At 56.9% G+C, this 17,208-nt stretch carries 13 protein-coding genes and 3 pseudogenes; 10 read left to right on the top strand and 6 right to left on the bottom strand.

The window, feature by feature from the left end:
* Window positions 1-18: 18 nt before the first annotated feature.
* The 3 genes and pseudogenes from ACZYR5_RS11565 to ACZYR5_RS11555 form a co-directional block, all read left to right on the top strand.
* Complete coding sequence (locus ACZYR5_RS11565) at window positions 19-1,182, top strand: iron-containing alcohol dehydrogenase (RefSeq protein WP_489089769.1); 1,164 nt, start codon at window positions 19-21, stop codon at window positions 1,180-1,182.
* On the top strand, window positions 1,182-1,646 hold the full coding sequence (locus ACZYR5_RS11560) for an acyl-CoA thioesterase (RefSeq protein WP_489089770.1): 465 nt from the start codon (window positions 1,182-1,184) through the stop codon (window positions 1,644-1,646). Before ACZYR5_RS11565 ends, ACZYR5_RS11560 begins: the two co-directional genes overlap by 1 nt.
* Window positions 1,643-2,050, top strand: a pseudogene (locus tag ACZYR5_RS11555) (thiolase family protein); the annotation flags it as partial. The gene ACZYR5_RS11560 and the pseudogene ACZYR5_RS11555, both read left to right, overlap by 4 nt.
* A gap of 7 nt (window positions 2,051-2,057) precedes the next feature.
* Here ACZYR5_RS11555 and ACZYR5_RS11550 read toward each other — a convergent pair.
* Window positions 2,058-2,180: pseudogene (locus ACZYR5_RS11550) on the bottom strand (IS3 family transposase); the annotation flags it as partial.
* Between the two features lie 54 nt (window positions 2,181-2,234).
* Between ACZYR5_RS11550 and ACZYR5_RS11545 the strand changes: the two are divergent.
* Window positions 2,235-2,404, top strand: a pseudogene (locus ACZYR5_RS11545) (transposase); the annotation flags it as partial.
* A gap of 209 nt (window positions 2,405-2,613) precedes the next feature.
* Here ACZYR5_RS11545 and ACZYR5_RS11540 read toward each other — a convergent pair.
* On the bottom strand, window positions 2,614-3,657 hold the full coding sequence (locus ACZYR5_RS11540; protein ID WP_489089771.1) for an AraC family transcriptional regulator: 1,044 nt from the start codon (window positions 3,655-3,657) through the stop codon (window positions 2,614-2,616).
* A gap of 136 nt (window positions 3,658-3,793) precedes the next feature.
* Here ACZYR5_RS11540 and ACZYR5_RS11535 point away from each other — a divergent pair, with 136 nt between their 5' ends.
* A complete protein-coding gene (locus tag ACZYR5_RS11535; protein WP_347907541.1) occupies window positions 3,794-6,178 on the top strand; it encodes a penicillin acylase family protein in 2,385 nt (794 codons plus the stop codon).
* A gap of 201 nt (window positions 6,179-6,379) precedes the next feature.
* Here ACZYR5_RS11535 and ACZYR5_RS11530 read toward each other — a convergent pair whose 3' ends face one another.
* The 3 genes from ACZYR5_RS11530 to ACZYR5_RS11520 form a co-directional block, all read right to left on the bottom strand.
* Window positions 6,380-7,498 carry a LacI family DNA-binding transcriptional regulator gene (locus tag ACZYR5_RS11530; RefSeq protein ID WP_347907540.1) on the bottom strand — a complete coding sequence of 373 codons (1,119 nt, stop codon included), beginning with the start codon at window positions 7,496-7,498 and terminating at the stop codon, window positions 6,380-6,382.
* The gene (locus ACZYR5_RS11525) at window positions 7,495-8,280 is read right to left on the bottom strand and encodes a HalD/BesD family halogenase (RefSeq protein WP_489089772.1); all 786 of its coding nucleotides are present in this window, start codon (window positions 8,278-8,280) and stop codon (window positions 7,495-7,497) included. The genes ACZYR5_RS11530 and ACZYR5_RS11525 overlap by 4 nt, the downstream gene beginning before the upstream one ends.
* A gap of 89 nt (window positions 8,281-8,369) precedes the next feature.
* The gene (locus ACZYR5_RS11520) at window positions 8,370-9,938 is read right to left on the bottom strand and encodes an ABC transporter substrate-binding protein (RefSeq protein WP_489089773.1); all 1,569 of its coding nucleotides are present in this window, start codon (window positions 9,936-9,938) and stop codon (window positions 8,370-8,372) included.
* 137 nt (window positions 9,939-10,075) lie between these two features.
* Between ACZYR5_RS11520 and ACZYR5_RS11515 the strand changes: the two genes are divergently transcribed.
* The 5 genes from ACZYR5_RS11515 to ACZYR5_RS11495 all read left to right on the top strand — a co-directional run bounded on the left by ACZYR5_RS11515 (window position 10,076) and on the right by ACZYR5_RS11495 (window position 15,329).
* Window positions 10,076-11,125: an ABC transporter permease gene (locus ACZYR5_RS11515; protein WP_489089774.1), complete on the top strand. Its 1,050-nt coding sequence runs from the start codon at window positions 10,076-10,078 to the stop codon at window positions 11,123-11,125.
* Entirely contained in the window at window positions 11,122-11,949 is an 828-nt protein-coding gene (locus tag ACZYR5_RS11510) for an ABC transporter permease (protein ID WP_347907536.1), read from the top strand. Before ACZYR5_RS11515 ends, ACZYR5_RS11510 begins: the two co-directional genes overlap by 4 nt.
* Window positions 11,946-13,616, top strand: a complete 1,671-nt coding sequence (locus ACZYR5_RS11505; protein WP_489089775.1) for an ABC transporter ATP-binding protein — start codon at window positions 11,946-11,948, stop codon at window positions 13,614-13,616. The genes ACZYR5_RS11510 and ACZYR5_RS11505 overlap by 4 nt, the downstream gene beginning before the upstream one ends.
* 80 nt (window positions 13,617-13,696) lie before the next feature.
* The gene (proC, locus tag ACZYR5_RS11500) at window positions 13,697-14,548 is read left to right on the top strand and encodes a pyrroline-5-carboxylate reductase (protein ID WP_489089776.1); all 852 of its coding nucleotides are present in this window, start codon (window positions 13,697-13,699) and stop codon (window positions 14,546-14,548) included.
* A gap of 52 nt (window positions 14,549-14,600) precedes the next feature.
* A complete protein-coding gene (locus ACZYR5_RS11495; protein ID WP_347907532.1) occupies window positions 14,601-15,329 on the top strand; it encodes an MBL fold metallo-hydrolase in 729 nt (242 codons plus the stop codon).
* A gap of 183 nt (window positions 15,330-15,512) precedes the next feature.
* Here the strand turns inward: ACZYR5_RS11495 and ACZYR5_RS11490 are convergent, their stop codons facing one another.
* Window positions 15,513-16,967, bottom strand: a complete 1,455-nt coding sequence (locus tag ACZYR5_RS11490) for a tyrosine-type recombinase/integrase (protein WP_489089777.1) — start codon at window positions 16,965-16,967, stop codon at window positions 15,513-15,515.
* Between the last annotated feature and the right edge of the window lie 241 nt (window positions 16,968-17,208).

Here is a 17,208-nt window from a genome sequence, read left to right as displayed (position 1 = left end):
AAATCAGGAGTCGCTGACATGCAGTCTTTCAGCTTTGCCACTACCGCGCAGATTCTCTGCGAAACCGGCGCCGCGCCGCGCCTTGCCAATCTGTGCAGTGAACGCGGTGCGCGCCGTGTATTGATAGTCACCGACCCGGGTATTGCTCGCCTGGGCATGCTCGACGATGTGTTGCCTGGTTTCACCCTCGCAAAAGTTGCCGTGGCGATCTTCAGTGACGTGACGGTGGATCCGAGCGAGGCCTGCGTGCTCGCCGCCGTGGAACGGGCACGGCATATCGGTGCCGACCTGATCGTCGGCTTCGGTGGTGGCAGTTCGATGGACGTGGCCAAACTGGTCGCGCTGCTGGCGCATCCGCAGTGCGACCAACCGATCACCGAGTTGTATGGCGTCGACAAAGCAAAGGGCCAGCGCTTGCCGCTGATTCAGGTGCCGACGACTGCCGGGACCGGCTCGGAGGTGACACCGATCGCGATCGTCACCACCGGTGACACCACCAAGATGGGCGTCGTCTCGTCGTTGTTGCTGCCGGATCTCGCCGTACTCGACGCCGTCTGTACGTTAGGCCTGCCGCCAGCCGTGACGGCGGCGACGGGTATTGATGCCATAGTGCACGCGATCGAGGCCTACACCAGCAAGCTCAAGCGCAATCCGCTGTCCAGCCTCTTGGCGCGAGAGGCGTTACGGCTTTTGGCCGCCAACCTCGACCAGGCCGTGTACAACGGCAGTAACCTGGCCGCGCGCCAGGCGATGTTGCTGGGTGCCTGCCTGGCCGGCCAGGCATTTGCCAACGCACCGGTGGCGGCGGTGCATGCGCTGGCGTACCCGCTGGGCGGGCATTTTCACATTCCTCATGGGCTGGCGAATTCGCTGGTGCTGCCTCATGTGCTGCGCTTCAACCTGCCGGTAGCGATGGCGGACTACGCCGAACTCGCGCAGCCGTTGCTGGGAGAAAGGTTGCAGGCAGGTGATCAGCAGAGTCACGCCGAACAGTTCGTCCATGAGTTGGCGCAATTGGGATCTCGTTGCGACTTGCCGACAAGGCTGCGTGATGTCGAGGTTCCCGGGGAAAGCCTTGCTCAATTGGCCAGCGACGCGATGCAACAGCAGCGCCTGCTCGTAAACAACCCGCGCGCACTCACTGAGGCCGACGCGTTGGCCATCTATGAAGCGGCTTACTGATGACCGACCTCAGGCAGCGCGTCAGCTATCGGCACTTCACTACAATCACCACCCGTTGGCACGACAACGACGTGTATGGACACGTCAACAATGTGGTCTTTTACGGTTTCTTCGACAGCGCCGTGAACCGCGTGCTGATCGAGCACGGCGGACTGGATATTCATGATGGTCCGGTTATCGGCCTGGTGGTGAGCTCCGGTTGCGATTACCACATGCCGATCGCGTTCCCGGAGCTCATCGAGGTGGCGCTGGCGGTGAGCAGATTGGGTAACAGCTCAGTGCATTATCAGCTCGCGGTATTCCGTGAAGGCCAGGCATTGGCCTGTGCGACCGGGCGTTTCGTGCATGTGTTTGTTGACCGTCTTCAACGTCGCCCGGCGCCGATTCCCGAACGTCTGCGCCTGGCACTGAGTGAGCTGGTCAGCGAGTGCTTGCCTTCTAAAAACAAGGAACTTGAACCGTGAAAGACGCTGTGATTGTTTCCACCGCGCGCACGCCGATCGCCATGGCAATGCGTGGCGCATTCAATGACCTCAAGACGCCCAGTATGGCGGCCATTGCTATTCGAGCAGCAGTCGAGCAGCAGTCGAGCGTGCTGGCATTGAGCCGGGTCTAGATCGAAGATCTGGTGCTGGGTACGGCCATGCAGAGCGGCACTGCGGCAATCAACCCGGCGCGTCTGTCGGCCTTGGCGTCAGGCTTGCCCACGTCGGTAAGCGGGCAGACGATCAACCGCCAGTGCGCGTCGGGCCTGATGGCCATTGCCATCGCTGCCAAGCAAGACATATTTGACGGCTTGCAGGTCACGATTGGCGTCGGTCAGGAGCAAATCAGTCTGGTGCCAAACATGCGCATGCAACTGGCCAACGTGTCGACGCTGGGACAACGAACTCCCGATTCAATACATTCGGGATTTCCAGGCGCTGAACTGTCGCTCGTTTACAAGCATGAGCACCTGGCTGTTTGCTTATCTGGATAAGTAAATCACGCAGTTGGCTAAAGAGATGGCTGGCCAACTGGTTGACGATGATATGGGCAGTCATCCTCTGAGTATGCCCGGCGTCAGCCAGATCACCGCCGGCCTGCTAGCTGTCGAAATATGCGATGGCAAACAGTTCGGATGCGGTCGAAAATTCGCAGCCTCCATCAGTTTGGTATTCAAGCAGGACAGCACCGGTGGGAGGTCCAACTGAAGGGGATCAGCACACGAGGCGACAAAAATTTCAGTATTAAGCACAGCAGGCATGGGCGGAGGCGGGTTGAGAGCATGGATATTGTTCTTATGAGTATGGAAGAGTTCATCGCCTCATCAGCGCCAGGAAGAGCATTGGGTGGTGCCGACTAAAGTTGGCGCTACTCATGAACAATTACAGATAAGAACCTTCCCCGTACACTTACACTAGCGGTCAAGCCCAGCATCAACTTGGTTCTTCAGCCTTCAACTATTGTGCAACGGACCCGATAGGCCTGTGGGGTACAACCAAACCAACGACGGAATGCCCGATAGAACGGTGACAGCTCGGCAAAGCCGCAGGCGCGAGCCACTTCGCGGATCGCCTGGCCCGTATCCAGTAGTTCCAGCGCGCGCAGTCGACGCACTTCCTCATGCAAGGCGCGGAAGCTGCTGCCCTGGGTTGCCAAGCTACGCTGCAAGGCGCTGCCGCTCAAATCCAGCGCCACGGCGCAGGCTTTCAAATTACAGCCCTGTTGCCCAAGATTACCTGTCAGCCAATAGCGTACCCGGTTGAACAGTTGGTTCTCCGATAACTCCGCCAACTCCAGTTCCGCCTGCTGACTGAGCAAGGTAAACATTCGAGGATTGGCACTACGCGACGGCCGCGCGAGCAGCACGCGCGGGAAGATCAACGCGTCATGTGCTTGCCCGAAGCGTGGAGTCAGACCGAACAAGCGCTGATGCTCACTGAGCCGTCTGGGCACCGGATGGCGGAAGTCGATGCCCAGCAGCGCAAACTCACCGTCGCTGACGCTGCCGAGCATCTTGATCAGTACCAGCGCCAGGCATTCCATCTGCTGGCGTAGCGAGCCATATCCGCGATAGTTCAGGTCCAGCACTAGGCGTACAGATTCGCCATCGTCCTCCAGGCGCGCAGCAAAACCGCCAGAGAGAATGTGCTGATAGCGCACAAAGCACAGTACCGCCTCACGCATGTCTCGACTGGCGAGCAGAAGGTAGCCCACTACATCCAGCGGCCGTGGCTTCATCACTTCGCCCAAGTGCAGGCCAATGTCCACATCCCCCGTCAGTCCGGCCAGTGCCTGCCAGAACAATGGCGCGTTGTCGTGCTCCTGCCGCTCGCTTAACAAGAGAGGAGGCAGCGGCACACCTTGGTAAGCGCGGCGGTAGGTGACGGTGGGGTCCAGTTGCAAGCTGGCCAGTGCCTCGTACAACAAGCGTCGCAAGGTCGGGGAGTGGGTCAGCGCCGCAGGGCTGTGACTGGCCTGTTCTAAGTTCATTGATTACTCCGTTATTGACCGAATACTTCCAAGATTCGAGTGTCCGGTCAATGTTGCAGTGCGCCAGGCTGCGCAGAATGCAGGGCGCTTTCAATTGCTGCGCATGCCCACGCTCAATAAGAATAAGGAAAACTCGATGAAACGCACCCTAACTGTACTCGCAGTGGTGATTACTGCTGTGGCTGCCGGCGGGACCTGGTATGTCCACAGCAAGCAGCCGGTCCGAGACGGTCAAGCGCAGATCGCGAATCTTCAGAAGGCGGTCAACGTGCGTTACGACGAACGCGGCGTACCACATATCAAGGCTCAGAACGAAACCGATATGTACCGTGCGCAGGGCTATGTACATGCTCAAGATCGCCTGTTCCAGATGGAAATGCTCCGCCGTCTGGCGCGTGGCGAACTGGCGGAAGTGCTCGGGCCCAAGTTGCTCGAGACTGATCGGCTGTTCCGCACTTTGCGCATCCGCGAGCATGCCGACGCATACGTAACCGGGATCGACAAGCAGTCATCTTCCTGGCGAGCCCTGGAGGCCTATCTGGATGGCATCAACCAATACCAGGCCAGTCACGCCAAACCTGTAGAGTTTGACCTGTTGGGGATTGAGTCGCGTCCCTTCACCGCGGAAGACAGCGTCAGCGTAGTGGGTTACATGGCCTACAGCTTTGCCGCGGCTTTTCGCACCGAACCGGTATTGACCTATGTGCGCGATAAACTGGGCGCCAACTATCTGAAAGTGTTTGATCTCGACTGGCACCCACAAGGCGTCGTCGGTCAAGTCAACCTGGCGACCAGCGACTGGAAGGACCTCAACGCTATCGCCCGGATCAGCCAGCAGGCGTTGGTCGAGGCTGGCCTCCCGCAGTTCGAGGGCAGCAATGCCTGGGTCATCGCCGGAAATCGCAGCCAAAGCGGCAAGCCTCTGCTGGCTGGCGACCCGCATATTCGTTTCGCCGTCCCAGCGGTTTGGTACGAGGCGCAGTTGTCTGCGCCGGGCTTCGAGCTGTACGGTCACCATCAGGCGCTCAATCCCTTTGCCTCGCTCGGGCATAACCTGGATTTCGGCTGGAGCATGACTATGTTCCAGAACGATGACCTCGATCTGATCGCCGAGAAAGTCAACCCCGCCAACGCCAATCAGGTCTGGTTTAATGGCCAGTGGGTCGACCTGAAAACCACCGAGCAGGAAATCCGCGTTAAAGGCGAGGCCCCAGTCAAACTAACCCTACGCCAGTCGCCCCACGGTCCGATCATCAACGACGCGCTTGGCGTCAGCGGCGGCAATACCCCGATTGCTATGTGGTGGGCCTTCCTCGAAACCCAGAACCCGCTGCTCGACGGTTTTTACCAAATCAATCGCGCCGATAGTCTGGCGAAGATGCGCAGCGCCGCAGCGAAAATCCAGGCCCCTGGCCTCAACTTAGTCTGGGCGAATGCCAAAGGGGATATCGGCTGGTGGGCGGCCGCGCAACTGCCCAAACGCCCGGCCGGGGCGAACCCGAATTTCATTCTCGACGGCAGCACCGCCGAGGCGAACAAGAACGGCTTCTATCCATTCAGTGACAACCCGCAGGAAGAGAACCCGGCACGTGGCTATATTGTCTCCGCCAATTTCCAGCCAGTTTCGCCGACGGCTATGGAAATTCCCGGCTACTACAATTTGCCGGACCGAGGCCAGCGTCTCGACCAACAGTTGGCCGACAACTCGGTGAAGTGGAATCTGGACAACAGTCAGGCGCTGCAACTCGACACCGCCACTGGCTACGGTCCACGCTTGCTCGCGCCGCTGCTGACGTTGTTGCGTGAGGTAGTGACGGCACCGGAAGAGCGCGCGCTGCTCGAACAGTTGGCGGCCTGGAAAGGCGACCACTCACTCGACTCGACCAGCGCCACGTTGTTCAACCAACTAGTGTACCAACTGACCTTTTGCGCCATGCACGACGAACTCGGTGATGCCTTCTTCGACAACCTGCTGTCGACCCGCGTGCTTGACGTCGCCTTGCCACGGTTGGCAGCAGAGGCAGACTCGCTCTGGTGGGATAACCTCAGCACGCCGACAATAGAAAGCCGCGCCGATATCGTCAAAGAGGCCTGGCAGGCCAGCATCGCACATCTCAAACAAACTCTGGGTAATGACCCGGCCAGTTGGAGTTGGGGTAAGGCCCATACTCTCACCCATGGTCACCCGCTCGGCCAGCAAAAGCTGCTGGGTAAGCTGTTCAACGTTGGCCCCTTCGCCGCCCCTGGTGGTCACGAGACGCCGAACAACCTCTCAGCCCGTGTAGGCCCGGCACCCTGGCAAGTAGTCTATGGCCCGTCGACCCGCCGCCTGATCGACTTTGCCGACCCGGCGCATAGCCTCGGCATCAATCCGGTCGGTCAGAGCGGTGTACTGTTCGATCGACATTATGCAGATCAGGCGCAAACCTATATCCAGGGTGGCTACCTGCCGCAGCACTTCGAAGAGTCGGAAGTTGCGGCCAATACCAAAGGCACGCTGACGCTGCTGCCAGCCCAATAGTCAAGAAAACGAGCCAAAGTCGTCTTTCGCGAGAGGCAGTTAACGGCCGATTCTGTTGAAAAAGTCGGGTTTTCAACTCGCCTGAATTTAGGCGCAACCACCAACGGCCCACTCTGAGCGAATGCCGTAGCCCACGCTCAGAAGCCTAATTTTTTGAAGTCAGCGGCTAGGGTATGCCCCTCCGGGGATGGGGAGCGGCTTTTAATCTTGAAGTCTAATTGGGGGACCGGAGCTACCACGAATGATGAACTCGACAGGCAAGGTAGTGCTTTGAGGAAGTGGTTGTCCGCCAAGAGCATTGGTCAGCACCTCTACAGCGCGCGCTCCCATTGTGGCTGCCGGGGTGCGTATTGTTGTTAGAGGCGGCGTGACCTGCGAGGCGATATCAAGATCGTTAAAGCCCACAACAGAGATATCCCGACCGACCTCTAGCCCCATATCGATTGCTTGCTTCATCACGTTGATCGCAATGATGTCGTTGACTGCAAATACCGCGGTGGGGCTGTCTTCACGCTGTAGGCGGTTAGCCGCGTACGTGCGGATCGTCTCGGCATCGTAGCGCTCACACTCCCATACCTGCACTTCAAGCCCTAGACGGCGAGCTGCGATTTCGAACCCGTCGCGGCGCCGGATCGGGCCAGGCCAGAGTGGGAGCACGATCATGACTGCAACACGTTTGTGACCGAGGGCGGCAAAATGCTCTGCTACCATCGTCGCACCATGTTCATCTTCCGCAGCCACGGTACAGATATCGGGATGTACACGGTATTCCTGCAGCATGGCGATGGGAACGTTTTCGGTCCTGGCAAGCTTCTGCAGTCGACGCAGTTGTGCATCCGGCATGGCCTCGGTACTGCATATCAAGGCATCTGTCATGCCTTCACGCACCAATCGCTGCGCCTCGGCTTCGGTCGTCCCTTGCTCTGTCAGAACAATGGTGATGCGATAGCCCAACTCGCGGGCCTTCATCGTCGCGCCGTAAAGGAACATGGCGTGCAGAGGCTCCCAGTTTTGCCGAGCCTTTTCGACGGCGCTGTCGGCGCCGTCCTCCAAAAGCAACGCGATCGTATTGGATCGCTTGAGGCGCAAAGCACGGGCAGCCGCGCTTGGTCGGTAACCCAACTCCTTGATCGCAGCCTCCAAGCGCTGAAGATTTGCGCTACGCGGCTTGTTACGTCCAGTCAGATAATTGGAAACTGTCTGAGCGGAAACCCCCGCCAGGGCCGCTACATCGTTCAACGTTGGGGGAGATCTCGGGTTTTCAGTCAAAGCGGTGCCCTTACTGTTGCTGGAAATAATTGCTCGGCACTTCTCGGTCAAGCAAGACGACCGTAGAAAAGTTTTCGCGAATAGTCACTCACCCGAAAATCCGGTACTTCTGCATAGGTGAGAACGGCGGTAACCCTTGGGGTTTCTCCAAAAACCGGTGTGACACGATGCAATGCGTGATGCCCACGAAAAATTGAAAGCGTGCCAGCTTGGCAAGGAGAGCGCACGACATTCTTGTCGCCGCCGATGAGAACAGCACCGACCTCATCGAAATTCTCCTGTGTGTCGGTGCGAATATTCGGAACGAACTCGAATACGCCGCCTTCACGAGGTGCCTGGATCTGCAGTGTTACGGAAGACTCAGAACTATCGAAATGCCATCCAAGCTCCTGCCCTTCGCCGATGTAAGCCAGATTGCAGGCCGCCAGGGGATCTGCGCTGCGATAAAAACGTTCCTTGCTCAGCACTGCACCGATGAAGGCCGTGAGATCTTCTGATTCATAAAAGCTGCGAACGGCGGTGCTGTCGCCGATCAAATCATAGGCAACGGCAGCCTGAGCTGTACGCTGCAAATTACGGCAGGGGTGATGGGGCGGCAAACTGTCGGGAAGAGTTTGGCCGATGTAGGCTGTGAAATCATCGTTCTGCTGATGAGCGTTCGCGGCTAAATTTCGGGCCTCTTCGGCCATTACCTGAATCGCCTCCGCACGAACGAATCCGTCCAGGCGAACGGCACCACGGGCGGCCAGGCTTTCGCGACAGCGAGCGATCAGCGCCTGGGCCGCAGGGCTTTTCAGGTCAGTGATCGGATATTGTTCAAGATCGATCAGCATGGCAGTCCCTAACGGAGTTGCGTGTGTCATTTTTTTACGTCCTCACTGTTGTTATTTTTTCCAGCCATTGGCGCGAGCCAAGTGTTTCTTCAGGCAAACCACCAGCGTTCGGCGCAACGAGCGCCGTCGCCAGCGAGGTTTGATGACAATTGCCCGAACTGCACCTTGTCGGTGGCAGCATCAAGGGTGTTGGTAAAAAATGGGATGATCGAACCTCCGTCATCGGAACAGAGCGCCTGCATTTCCCCGTACATTTGCGCGCGCGTGCCTTCATCCAGTTCTCCACGTGCGGCCACAAGCAATTGGTTGAAGCGTGGATTTTTCCATTTCGCTTCGTTCCAGCGCGCATCGGCGGCGTAGCCTTGCGTGAACATCCAGTCAGCAGTTGGTCGCCCGGCCCAGAAGCCTTCGAACCAAGGTTTGGCGAGCCAGACGCTGTCCCAGTAGCCATCGGTGGGGTTGCGGTGGATGTCGAAATTGATACCCGCTTTTGCCGCGCTTTGCTGGAAGATGGCCGCCATGTCGACTCCAAAAGCCAAAATTGCATCGGAGGCGTCGAGTGTCAGTTTCAGATCGCTTAGGCCTGAGCGCTTGAGATGAAACTTTGCCTTGTCTGGGTCGTAGCTACGTTGGGTCAGATGATCGGCATGGTAGCGATTGACTGAGGCTATCGGATGATCATTGCCAACCACACCGTGCCCCTTGAGCAGGGTCTTGACCAGTTGTTCGCGGTCAATGCCGTGTTTGAGTGCCAGACGTAGGTCAACATTGTCAAAGGGCGCCAGATCCGTTCGCATGGCCAGCGTGACATGCTGGGTGCCTTTGGTTTCGATGAGTTGGTAGCCGCGTCGGCTGGCCAGCAGATTGGCCGTCTTGGGATCGGTCTGGATGATGGCATCCACGGCTCCGCCCAGAAGGGCATTGTTGCGACCGACCGAATCGGGAATAGAGATCGTTTCCACAAATTCGAAATGCGCCCGGTTGGGTTTCCAGTAATCGGGATTGCGCCGTACGCGGGTCAACACACCGGGCTGGAACGATTCCAGAACATAGCCGCCGGTACCCATGCCGTCCTTGAAGTTGGTCGTACTGTCGGGAACGATCACGAGGTGATAGTCGGCCAGCACGAATGGGAAATCGGCGTTGGGCTCGAACAATGTGAAGGTCACGGTATCGCCATCGGAGGCGATTTCTTTGACTTGCGCTAACAGCGATTTCGCACCCGACGTTGAGGTCTCCCCCCGGTGCAGGTTCATCGAATAGATAACATCTACAGGCGACATCGCCTTGCCATTGTGGAACGTCACGCCACTGCGCAGCTTGAAGGCCCATTTTGCGCCCTTGTCCTGCGGCTCGAAACTCTCGGCCAACTCGGGCACCAGTGTCATATCGGGCCCAATTTCCACCAGACAGTTGCGAAGCTGCAGGCTCACATGGGCAGCATAGGTCGTGCCTGTCAGCCGCGGGTCGAGGGTATCGGTGGTTTCACCTTCAATCATGCCTAGCCGGAAGGTCCCGCCCTTTTTCGGCTCCGCAGCCCGGGCGAATGGCAGGGAGAGATTAAGGCCAAGGCCCAGGCCAAGCACTGCGGCGCCTTTTAGTACGCCTCGCCGGGTCATCCCTTCCAAATACTCATCCACGCGCCGTTTGTCGTTCATCGTCAGTTCCTCTTGTTCTTGGATTTCATATGGGCCGATGTTCTTGGGTCGATCAGGTTCTTGCGTGAGCAATGAAACAATGTTTATATCGTTAAAGTTTTCAAGTCCAATAATATCTTCAAATGAGGAACACGGGTGTGAAAAAAACAAGATCCGACGAAGCCCCGTTGCCGCCTGCGTGTCACAGCACGAAAAAGCTTTCAGTGAACAGTAAACAGCCAAGAGCTCATTCGCAGCTTCTCTCTTTGCTGGGACGCAGGTTCTGCCTCGGTCTGCTCACGCTGCTGGCTCTTTCGGCCGTCGTTTTTGCCAGCACGCAGATCCTGCCCGGCGATGTTGCCTCGGCAGTGTTGGGCCGTGACGCAACCGAAGAGGCGCTCAGAGCCTTTCGGCAAACATTAGGGCTCGACCAACCTGCGTTACTGCGCTATTTCAGCTGGCTGTCCAACGCGTTGCATGGGGACTTTGGCCTGTCACTGGCCAACGGCGCGCCAATCATTGACCAGATCCGTTTCCGGTTAGAGAACACACTGCTATTGGCGGCGGTGGCGGCGATTATTTCCATCCCCCTAGCGGTTGTTCTGGGCATCGTTTCGGCGATAAAAAGCCAGGGGCGTGTCGGATCATTCCTCAACATCGGCGCTCTTGCGGCGATCTCTATTCCAGAGTTCCTGTTCGGTTATCTGCTGATTCTGGTCTTCTCGACGCAACTGGGATGGTTTTCCGCAATATCCATGGTTTTGCCCGACATGGATCTGACGCAGCGGTTGTCGGTCGTCATCTTGCCGGCGTTCACGCTCGCACCCATGGTCTGGGCTTATACGATGCGCATGACCCGCACCGCCGTGCTGTCCGTCATGTCGCAACCCTATATAGAAATGGCCATTCTCAAGGGCGAACCGCGCAGCAGCATTGTGCTGCGACAGGCACTACCCAACGCGATGGCGCCGCTCATCAGCGTTGTGGCGCTTAACCTGGCTTATCTGATCGTAGGGGTGATCGTTGTAGAAACCATCTTCGTCTATCCGGGTATCGGCCAGTACATGGTGGATGCAGTCGGCAAGCGCGACATCCCCACCGTCCAGGCCTGCGGGCTTATCTTCGGCGCGACCTACGTGCTCATCAATTTGTTAGCCGACCTACTTGTCATTATCACTAACCCTCGTTTGCGCGGAGCGCTCAAATGATCATTGCCAATCAATATGTGCCAACGCGCGCGTTCGCGGGAATGGGCATCACCCTATTCATCATCCTTGCCGTCGCATTCGGTCCAGTGTTCATGAGTCATGGCCCCAATGAGATCGTTGGTGATACGTGGGATGCGCCCAGCCTGTTTTATCCACTCGGACTCGATAACCTTGGGCGAGATATGTTGGCCCGCCTTCTCGATGGCGGACGGACAACCATCGGATTAGCGCTTGCCATCACTGCAATTTCCTTTCTGATTGGTGTTTCCTCTGGCATCGCGGCAGCCGTTGCCGGTGGCTGGCTCGACGCGGTTCTGTCGCGTTTGGTTGATCTGCTCATGTCGTTGCCGCAACTCGTTCTCGCATTGATTATTCTGACGGCGCTCGGCACATCGATACCGGTTTTGATTGGCACTATCGCCATTCTTGAATCAACCCGCGTGTTTCGCATCACACGCTCTGTCGCGATGGGTGTAGCCGCGCTGGATTTCGTTCAGGTAGCGAGGCTGCGAGGCGAGGGACTTTGGTGGATTATCCGGCGCGAAGTGTTGGTCAACTCTTTACCGCCGATTATCGCGGAGTTCGGTCTGCGCTTTTGTTTTGCCTTTCAGTTCATCGCGGCATTGAGCTTCCTGGGGCTGGGTATCCGTCCACCCAATGCGGATTGGGGCAGTATGGTGCGTGACAATGCGCAGGCCATTACCTATGGCGTGATAGCTCCGTTAATTCCCGCAATTGCCATCGCGCTTCTGACGATTGGCGTCAACTTGATTGCTGATTGGCTGATCTCTCGCAACAGCCCTGCCGTAGGAGAAGAACAATGAGCTCCCGTTTTTCAGAGCCCGCGATCCTGCGGATAGAACAGCTGTCCATCGTTGCCCGTCGAGATAGCGGTGAAGAGGTAACGCTGCTCGACGGTATTAATCTGGAACTACGACCTGGTGAGGTTCTCGGACTTATTGGCGAGTCCGGAGCTGGTAAGTCGACGCTCGGCTTGACCGCTTTGGGCTACGTGCGCCCCGGATGTCACATCGCTGGCGGACATGTTTTTTTCGACGGCATGGATCTGTTTGCCTTGTCGCTCGAGCAAAGACAGAAGTTGCGTGGTCGTCGGATTGCCTATTACGCGCAGAGTGCGACGGCCGCTTTCAATCCATCACGGCCAATCATGGATCAAGTGTGCGATGTACCGGTTCGGCACGGGCTATGTTCCCGCCAAGAGGCACGGCGCCGAGCCATTGAGCTGTTCCGGACCATTGATCTTCCTTCTCCGAACACATTCGGCGACCGATATCCCCATGAGGTGTCTGGCGGCCAACTTCAACGAGCAATGGCAGCGATGACGATGGCAGGAGAGCCGGATATCCTGGTTCTGGACGAACCGACAACGGCACTGGACGTTACTACTCAGGTAGAAGTTCTGGAAACGTTGCGCAAGTTGATCCGTGAGCGTGGTACTGCGGCGCTTCACATTACTCATGACTTGCCCGTGGTCGCGCAGACCGCAGATCGCATCATGGTCATGAGAAAGGGGCGCGTAGAAGAGACGGGAGCAGCGGAAAAAATCCTCCATGCACCGCAGGCACCGTACACACGCGAATTGGTCAGCGTACAGATGAGACCTCACATGACGACTATCGGTACGCCCAGAGCGGATGACGTGACGCTGGTGGTGAACGATCTGAGTGTGAGCTACGGTCGTATGCGAGTGTTGGATAACGTCAGCCTATCGATCGCGCCGGGAGAAACCCTGGTGGTCGTGGGCGAGTCTGGCAGTGGTAAAAGTACACTGGCCAAGTCAATTGTTGGCCAACTGGCACCGACAGCGGGCTCTATCCATCTGTGTAACGAACCGCTTGCACCCTTTGCCTTGCGGCGCAGCCGTGATGAATTGCGTCGCATCCAGATGGTGCATCAGATTCCCGATACGGCTCTCAATCCGCAGCAAAAAATACGCGATATTCTTGCTCGGCCACTGAGCTTCTATTTTGGTGTTTCTCATCAGCAAGCATGCCTGCAAGTAATGCAGCTTCTGGAGCGCGTGTATTTGCCAGCCGATTGCGCAGACCGACTCCCAGCACAATTGTCGGGGGGGCAAAAACAGCGTGTTTGCATTGCCCGCGCGCTTGCAGCCCAGCCTGACCTTTTGATTTGCGACGAGGTGACGGCTGCACTAGATCCTATAGTCGCGGCCCATACGCTGGAGCTTCTGCGTGAGGTACAACGGGAAACCGGGATCGCCATTCTATTTATTACCCACGATATTGATGCCGCCCGCCGATTGGGTGACAGGGTTGTCGTGATGCAGAAAGGCAAAGCTGTTGACAGTGGACCTATCGCTGAGGTTTTCGACTCAAATACGCGCCATCCATACACCTCAAAATTACTCGAATCCGTACCGCAAATGCGCAGCGATTGGTTGGACACGCTGATCGCGAAACGACGTGGTGGAACGACTTCGTCTGTCGATGGGTCGGCATTGGAACTATGAGATCAGGCGCGCAACCGATTCCTCCTGAGCGCTAACGCTTCGACTTTCTGCATCAAGTTCACGAAAGAGGTTTCACGTAGATGGCGTACAACGAGAACATTCTTGACTCGCTTACCTTTGGATTCCTTGGGGGAGGCAACATGGCTTCCGCCTTGATGGAAGGCCTGATCTCACGCGGTGTGCCGGCAACATCTATTTGTGTCGCGGTACCGTCTGAAAACTCACGTAATCGCCTGGCAACACGTCTGGGTGTACATACGACCGAAACTCCGGACGCAACATTTGCCAACTGCGATGTCATTGTATTGGCCGTTAAACCCCAACAGCTTCGCGACGCAATCGCCTCGCTGAAACCTTTTCTGAACAGTGCTGGTCTTGAGAGTCTGGTCATCAGCATAGTGGCAGGAGCGCGTCTGCATGACTTGCAACGCTGGCTAGGGCAAATGCTTCTGGTACGTGCCATGCCCAATACGCCAGCACTCGTTCGATCGGGAATGACGGGGATGGCAGCAACCCCCGAGATCTGTGAACAGGACCGAAACATTGCAACGGCCGTGATGGAGGCTGTGGGGCGGTGCATTTGGGTTGAGAGCGATGACCAAATTGACGCTGTCACGGCATTGTCAGGCAGCGGCCCGGCCTACATTTTTTATTTCATGGAGGCAATGGAGTACGCAGCCCTGGAGCTTGGCTTGAACGCGGAGCAGGGTCGAACGCTAGCTCTGGAAACCTTTCGCGGCGCAACGGCGCTGGTCGCCCATTCATCAGAGTCTCTTGCCACACTGCGCGAACGGGTGACTTCGAAGGGCGGTACGACGCATGCAGCTATCAACTCAATGGACACCGACAGAGTGCAAGCGGCTTTCATACGCGCACTTCATGCTGCTGCCGAACGCGGGCGAGAGATGGGTCTGGAGCTAGGGTTGCAGTAGAGCTGTACAAGTAGAAGTACAATTTCATAGGAAAAGAACATCTGGAATCACCATGAAGATTGTGACCAAAGACAAATGGTTTGATGTCCAGCATCAAGCTGACAATATCAGCCTGATCCATGAGCCCTACATACGGCCCTTTTATCGCTGCAACCTTTGGTACGTTCATGGACGCGACAAGGGGGCGTTGATCGATACAGGCTCGGGCCTTGTCAGTCTGCGTGAGCAGATTCCCTTGCTCACGGAAAAACCTGTCTGTGCAATAGCCAGTCACACTCATTTCGATCACATGGCGGGTCACTATGAGTTTAGCGAGCGTGTGGTTCATTCCGACGAAGCACATATCCTGGCCCACCCCGATGGGGATAATACATTGGCCACGATGTTCGTCTCAGACGAGATGTTTGACGCCCACCCAGACTGCGAGATTTGCTATGCCGAGTATCGAGTGAAGTCTGCACCGGCGAGTCGAATCGTTGAAGACGGGGATGTCATAGACCTCGGGGACCGGGTGCTCGAAGTGATACATACCCCCGGGCACTCCCCAGGCGGAATCAGCTTGTGGGAGCACTCCACCCAGACTCTTTTCAGCGGTGATGTGATCTATGACGGACCACTCATAGTAGATGCATACCACTCGAACTTGAACCAATATCGTCAAAGCCTTGAGCGCCTACATAGGCTGCCAGTGCGCACAGTACACGGAGGGCACTTCCCGAGTTTCTCAGGTGAACGGCTCAAGATCCTGATTTTCGATTGGCTTAGAGATCATGAGGGATAATCGAGAGTCGAGGTACTCCGCTGTGGGTTCCTGCCAGCCACGAGTGATCGAATTCGGCCGATTCTGTTGCAAAAATCGGTTCTTCCAGACTGCCGACATACTAACCGCTGAAAACGCCTTTTTTGTGCGTTGCTACGCAAAATCTGAGCCCGGAAGCCTCTGCTCACCACTAAAGACGCCGACTTAAGAAGGCGGTAAGGAGCCAGTCGCGGTATTCGCAGGAAAAGACAGCATCGACTCGACCGGAGGATGCTCGTAGGTGGACGACAATACGGCGCTGAGTCGATCGCCCAACAGGTCCCAAGCGCGCTTCTTCTCTTCGGCATAGTCGTGATGCAGGTAATGGCGTCTTACCCGCGAGCCGGCCAGCACATGATTTTGGCAACGATCAATGACGTCCAGACTGACCCCCAATGCCTGCATCATGGTCGCGCCCGTGCGGCGCAGGTCATGCGGCGTCCAGTCGCCGTTCTCGCCGTCGGCCAGCACCAGGGTATCGTCATGACGCCGTCTGGAGAGGGCCTTGCGGTTTTTGAACCGAGCCTGGCGATCGCCGACCTGTTTACTCACCACTTTCACGTCCACATGCCCATCATCCTGCTTGTTCGGAAAGCACCACTGGGAGTCTCCCGTCAGGGTCTTGAGGTCCTGAAAGAAATGCAGGGCGAAGGGGGAGAGGAAGACATGGTGGTCTTGTTTCTTGCCGCGAGTGCCTTTGACGTTTTCACTGGGGAGGAACCAGGTCTGCCGGTCCAGATCGACATTCTTCCATTCGGCCTGCAGCAGTTCACCAATCCGGCATAGCGTGCCCAAGCTGATCCAGAGCGCGAGCTGCGTTTCCTTCTTTAGCGGTCGAATACCGTCGTATTTTTGGCCGGCGGGGAGGGCGTTGTAATCGGCGGTCATTTGCTGGAAGCGGTTGTGCAGTTCCAGCAGCTCAGCCGGTGATAGGATGCGGCTTCTTTCGGCTTCGTAGTCGGCAGGGATCAGTGGGGTGATGTCGACCAGGTCCGTCGGATTGCCCTCAACCAGTAAGGCCCGCCAGGGCTGACGTTTTCTGGCCCAGCTGAACATCTGAGTGAGGTCGGCGAAGAAACTGATGGCTTGCCGGTGAGCGCCGCGGTTAACCACGTTGCGGATCAGCGCCCGAACATCGTGTTCGGAGACGCTGCTCACTGCGGTCTTGCCGAGTGCTGGCAAAAGGTCCTTATTAAAGCGTCGTTGCAACTCGGCATTGCCGTCTTTACGCGCGACGCCATCCAGCAGCCAGGCCTTGACCAGATCCTGGACGGTCAGCGTTTGCACCTTCGTCGTTTTTACTTGTTCGGCCTCTATGTTAGCCGCGGCGTATGCCAGTGCCTTGGCCGTTTTCTTTTGTTCGTTGGGATTGATCTGCTCATCGATGAGCGCTCTCGCCTGGTTGCGCGCCTTGCGGATGTCCGTCAGGGATTTGCGCGGCCAGGTTCCGCAGGCGTACTCTTTGTTCTGGTCGCCCCAGCGATAGCGATAGAAAAAGCTGACCGACACGCCGTCTTTACGCACGGAAATTCGACCGGCGAGATTGCCATCCTCCCGGAGAATCCGGCCGGCATCATTGGCGGTCAGCGACTCGAGTTCTTTGATGGTGATTTTGGCCATAAAATAGACTCCCCCTACTTTTCCCCCCACAAAAAAGTCGGCTCTTGATGGACGTTACTGGACTCTCGTAGAGCAGAACACCGCTGGAGCTCAAGTAAATACTAGCTTAAAAAATCCAGAGTAAAATTTTGGAGTCTTTCAAGAAGTATGAAAAAGGAGATGTGGTGCTAGGGGTCGAGTGTTCGAATCACTCCGTCCCGACCATATAATTCAAAGGGTTGCGAGATTTTATCTCGCGACC

The organism is Pseudomonas sp. F007 (genome assembly GCF_057814275.1).
This window is presented reverse-complemented; position numbering and strand designations above follow the sequence as displayed.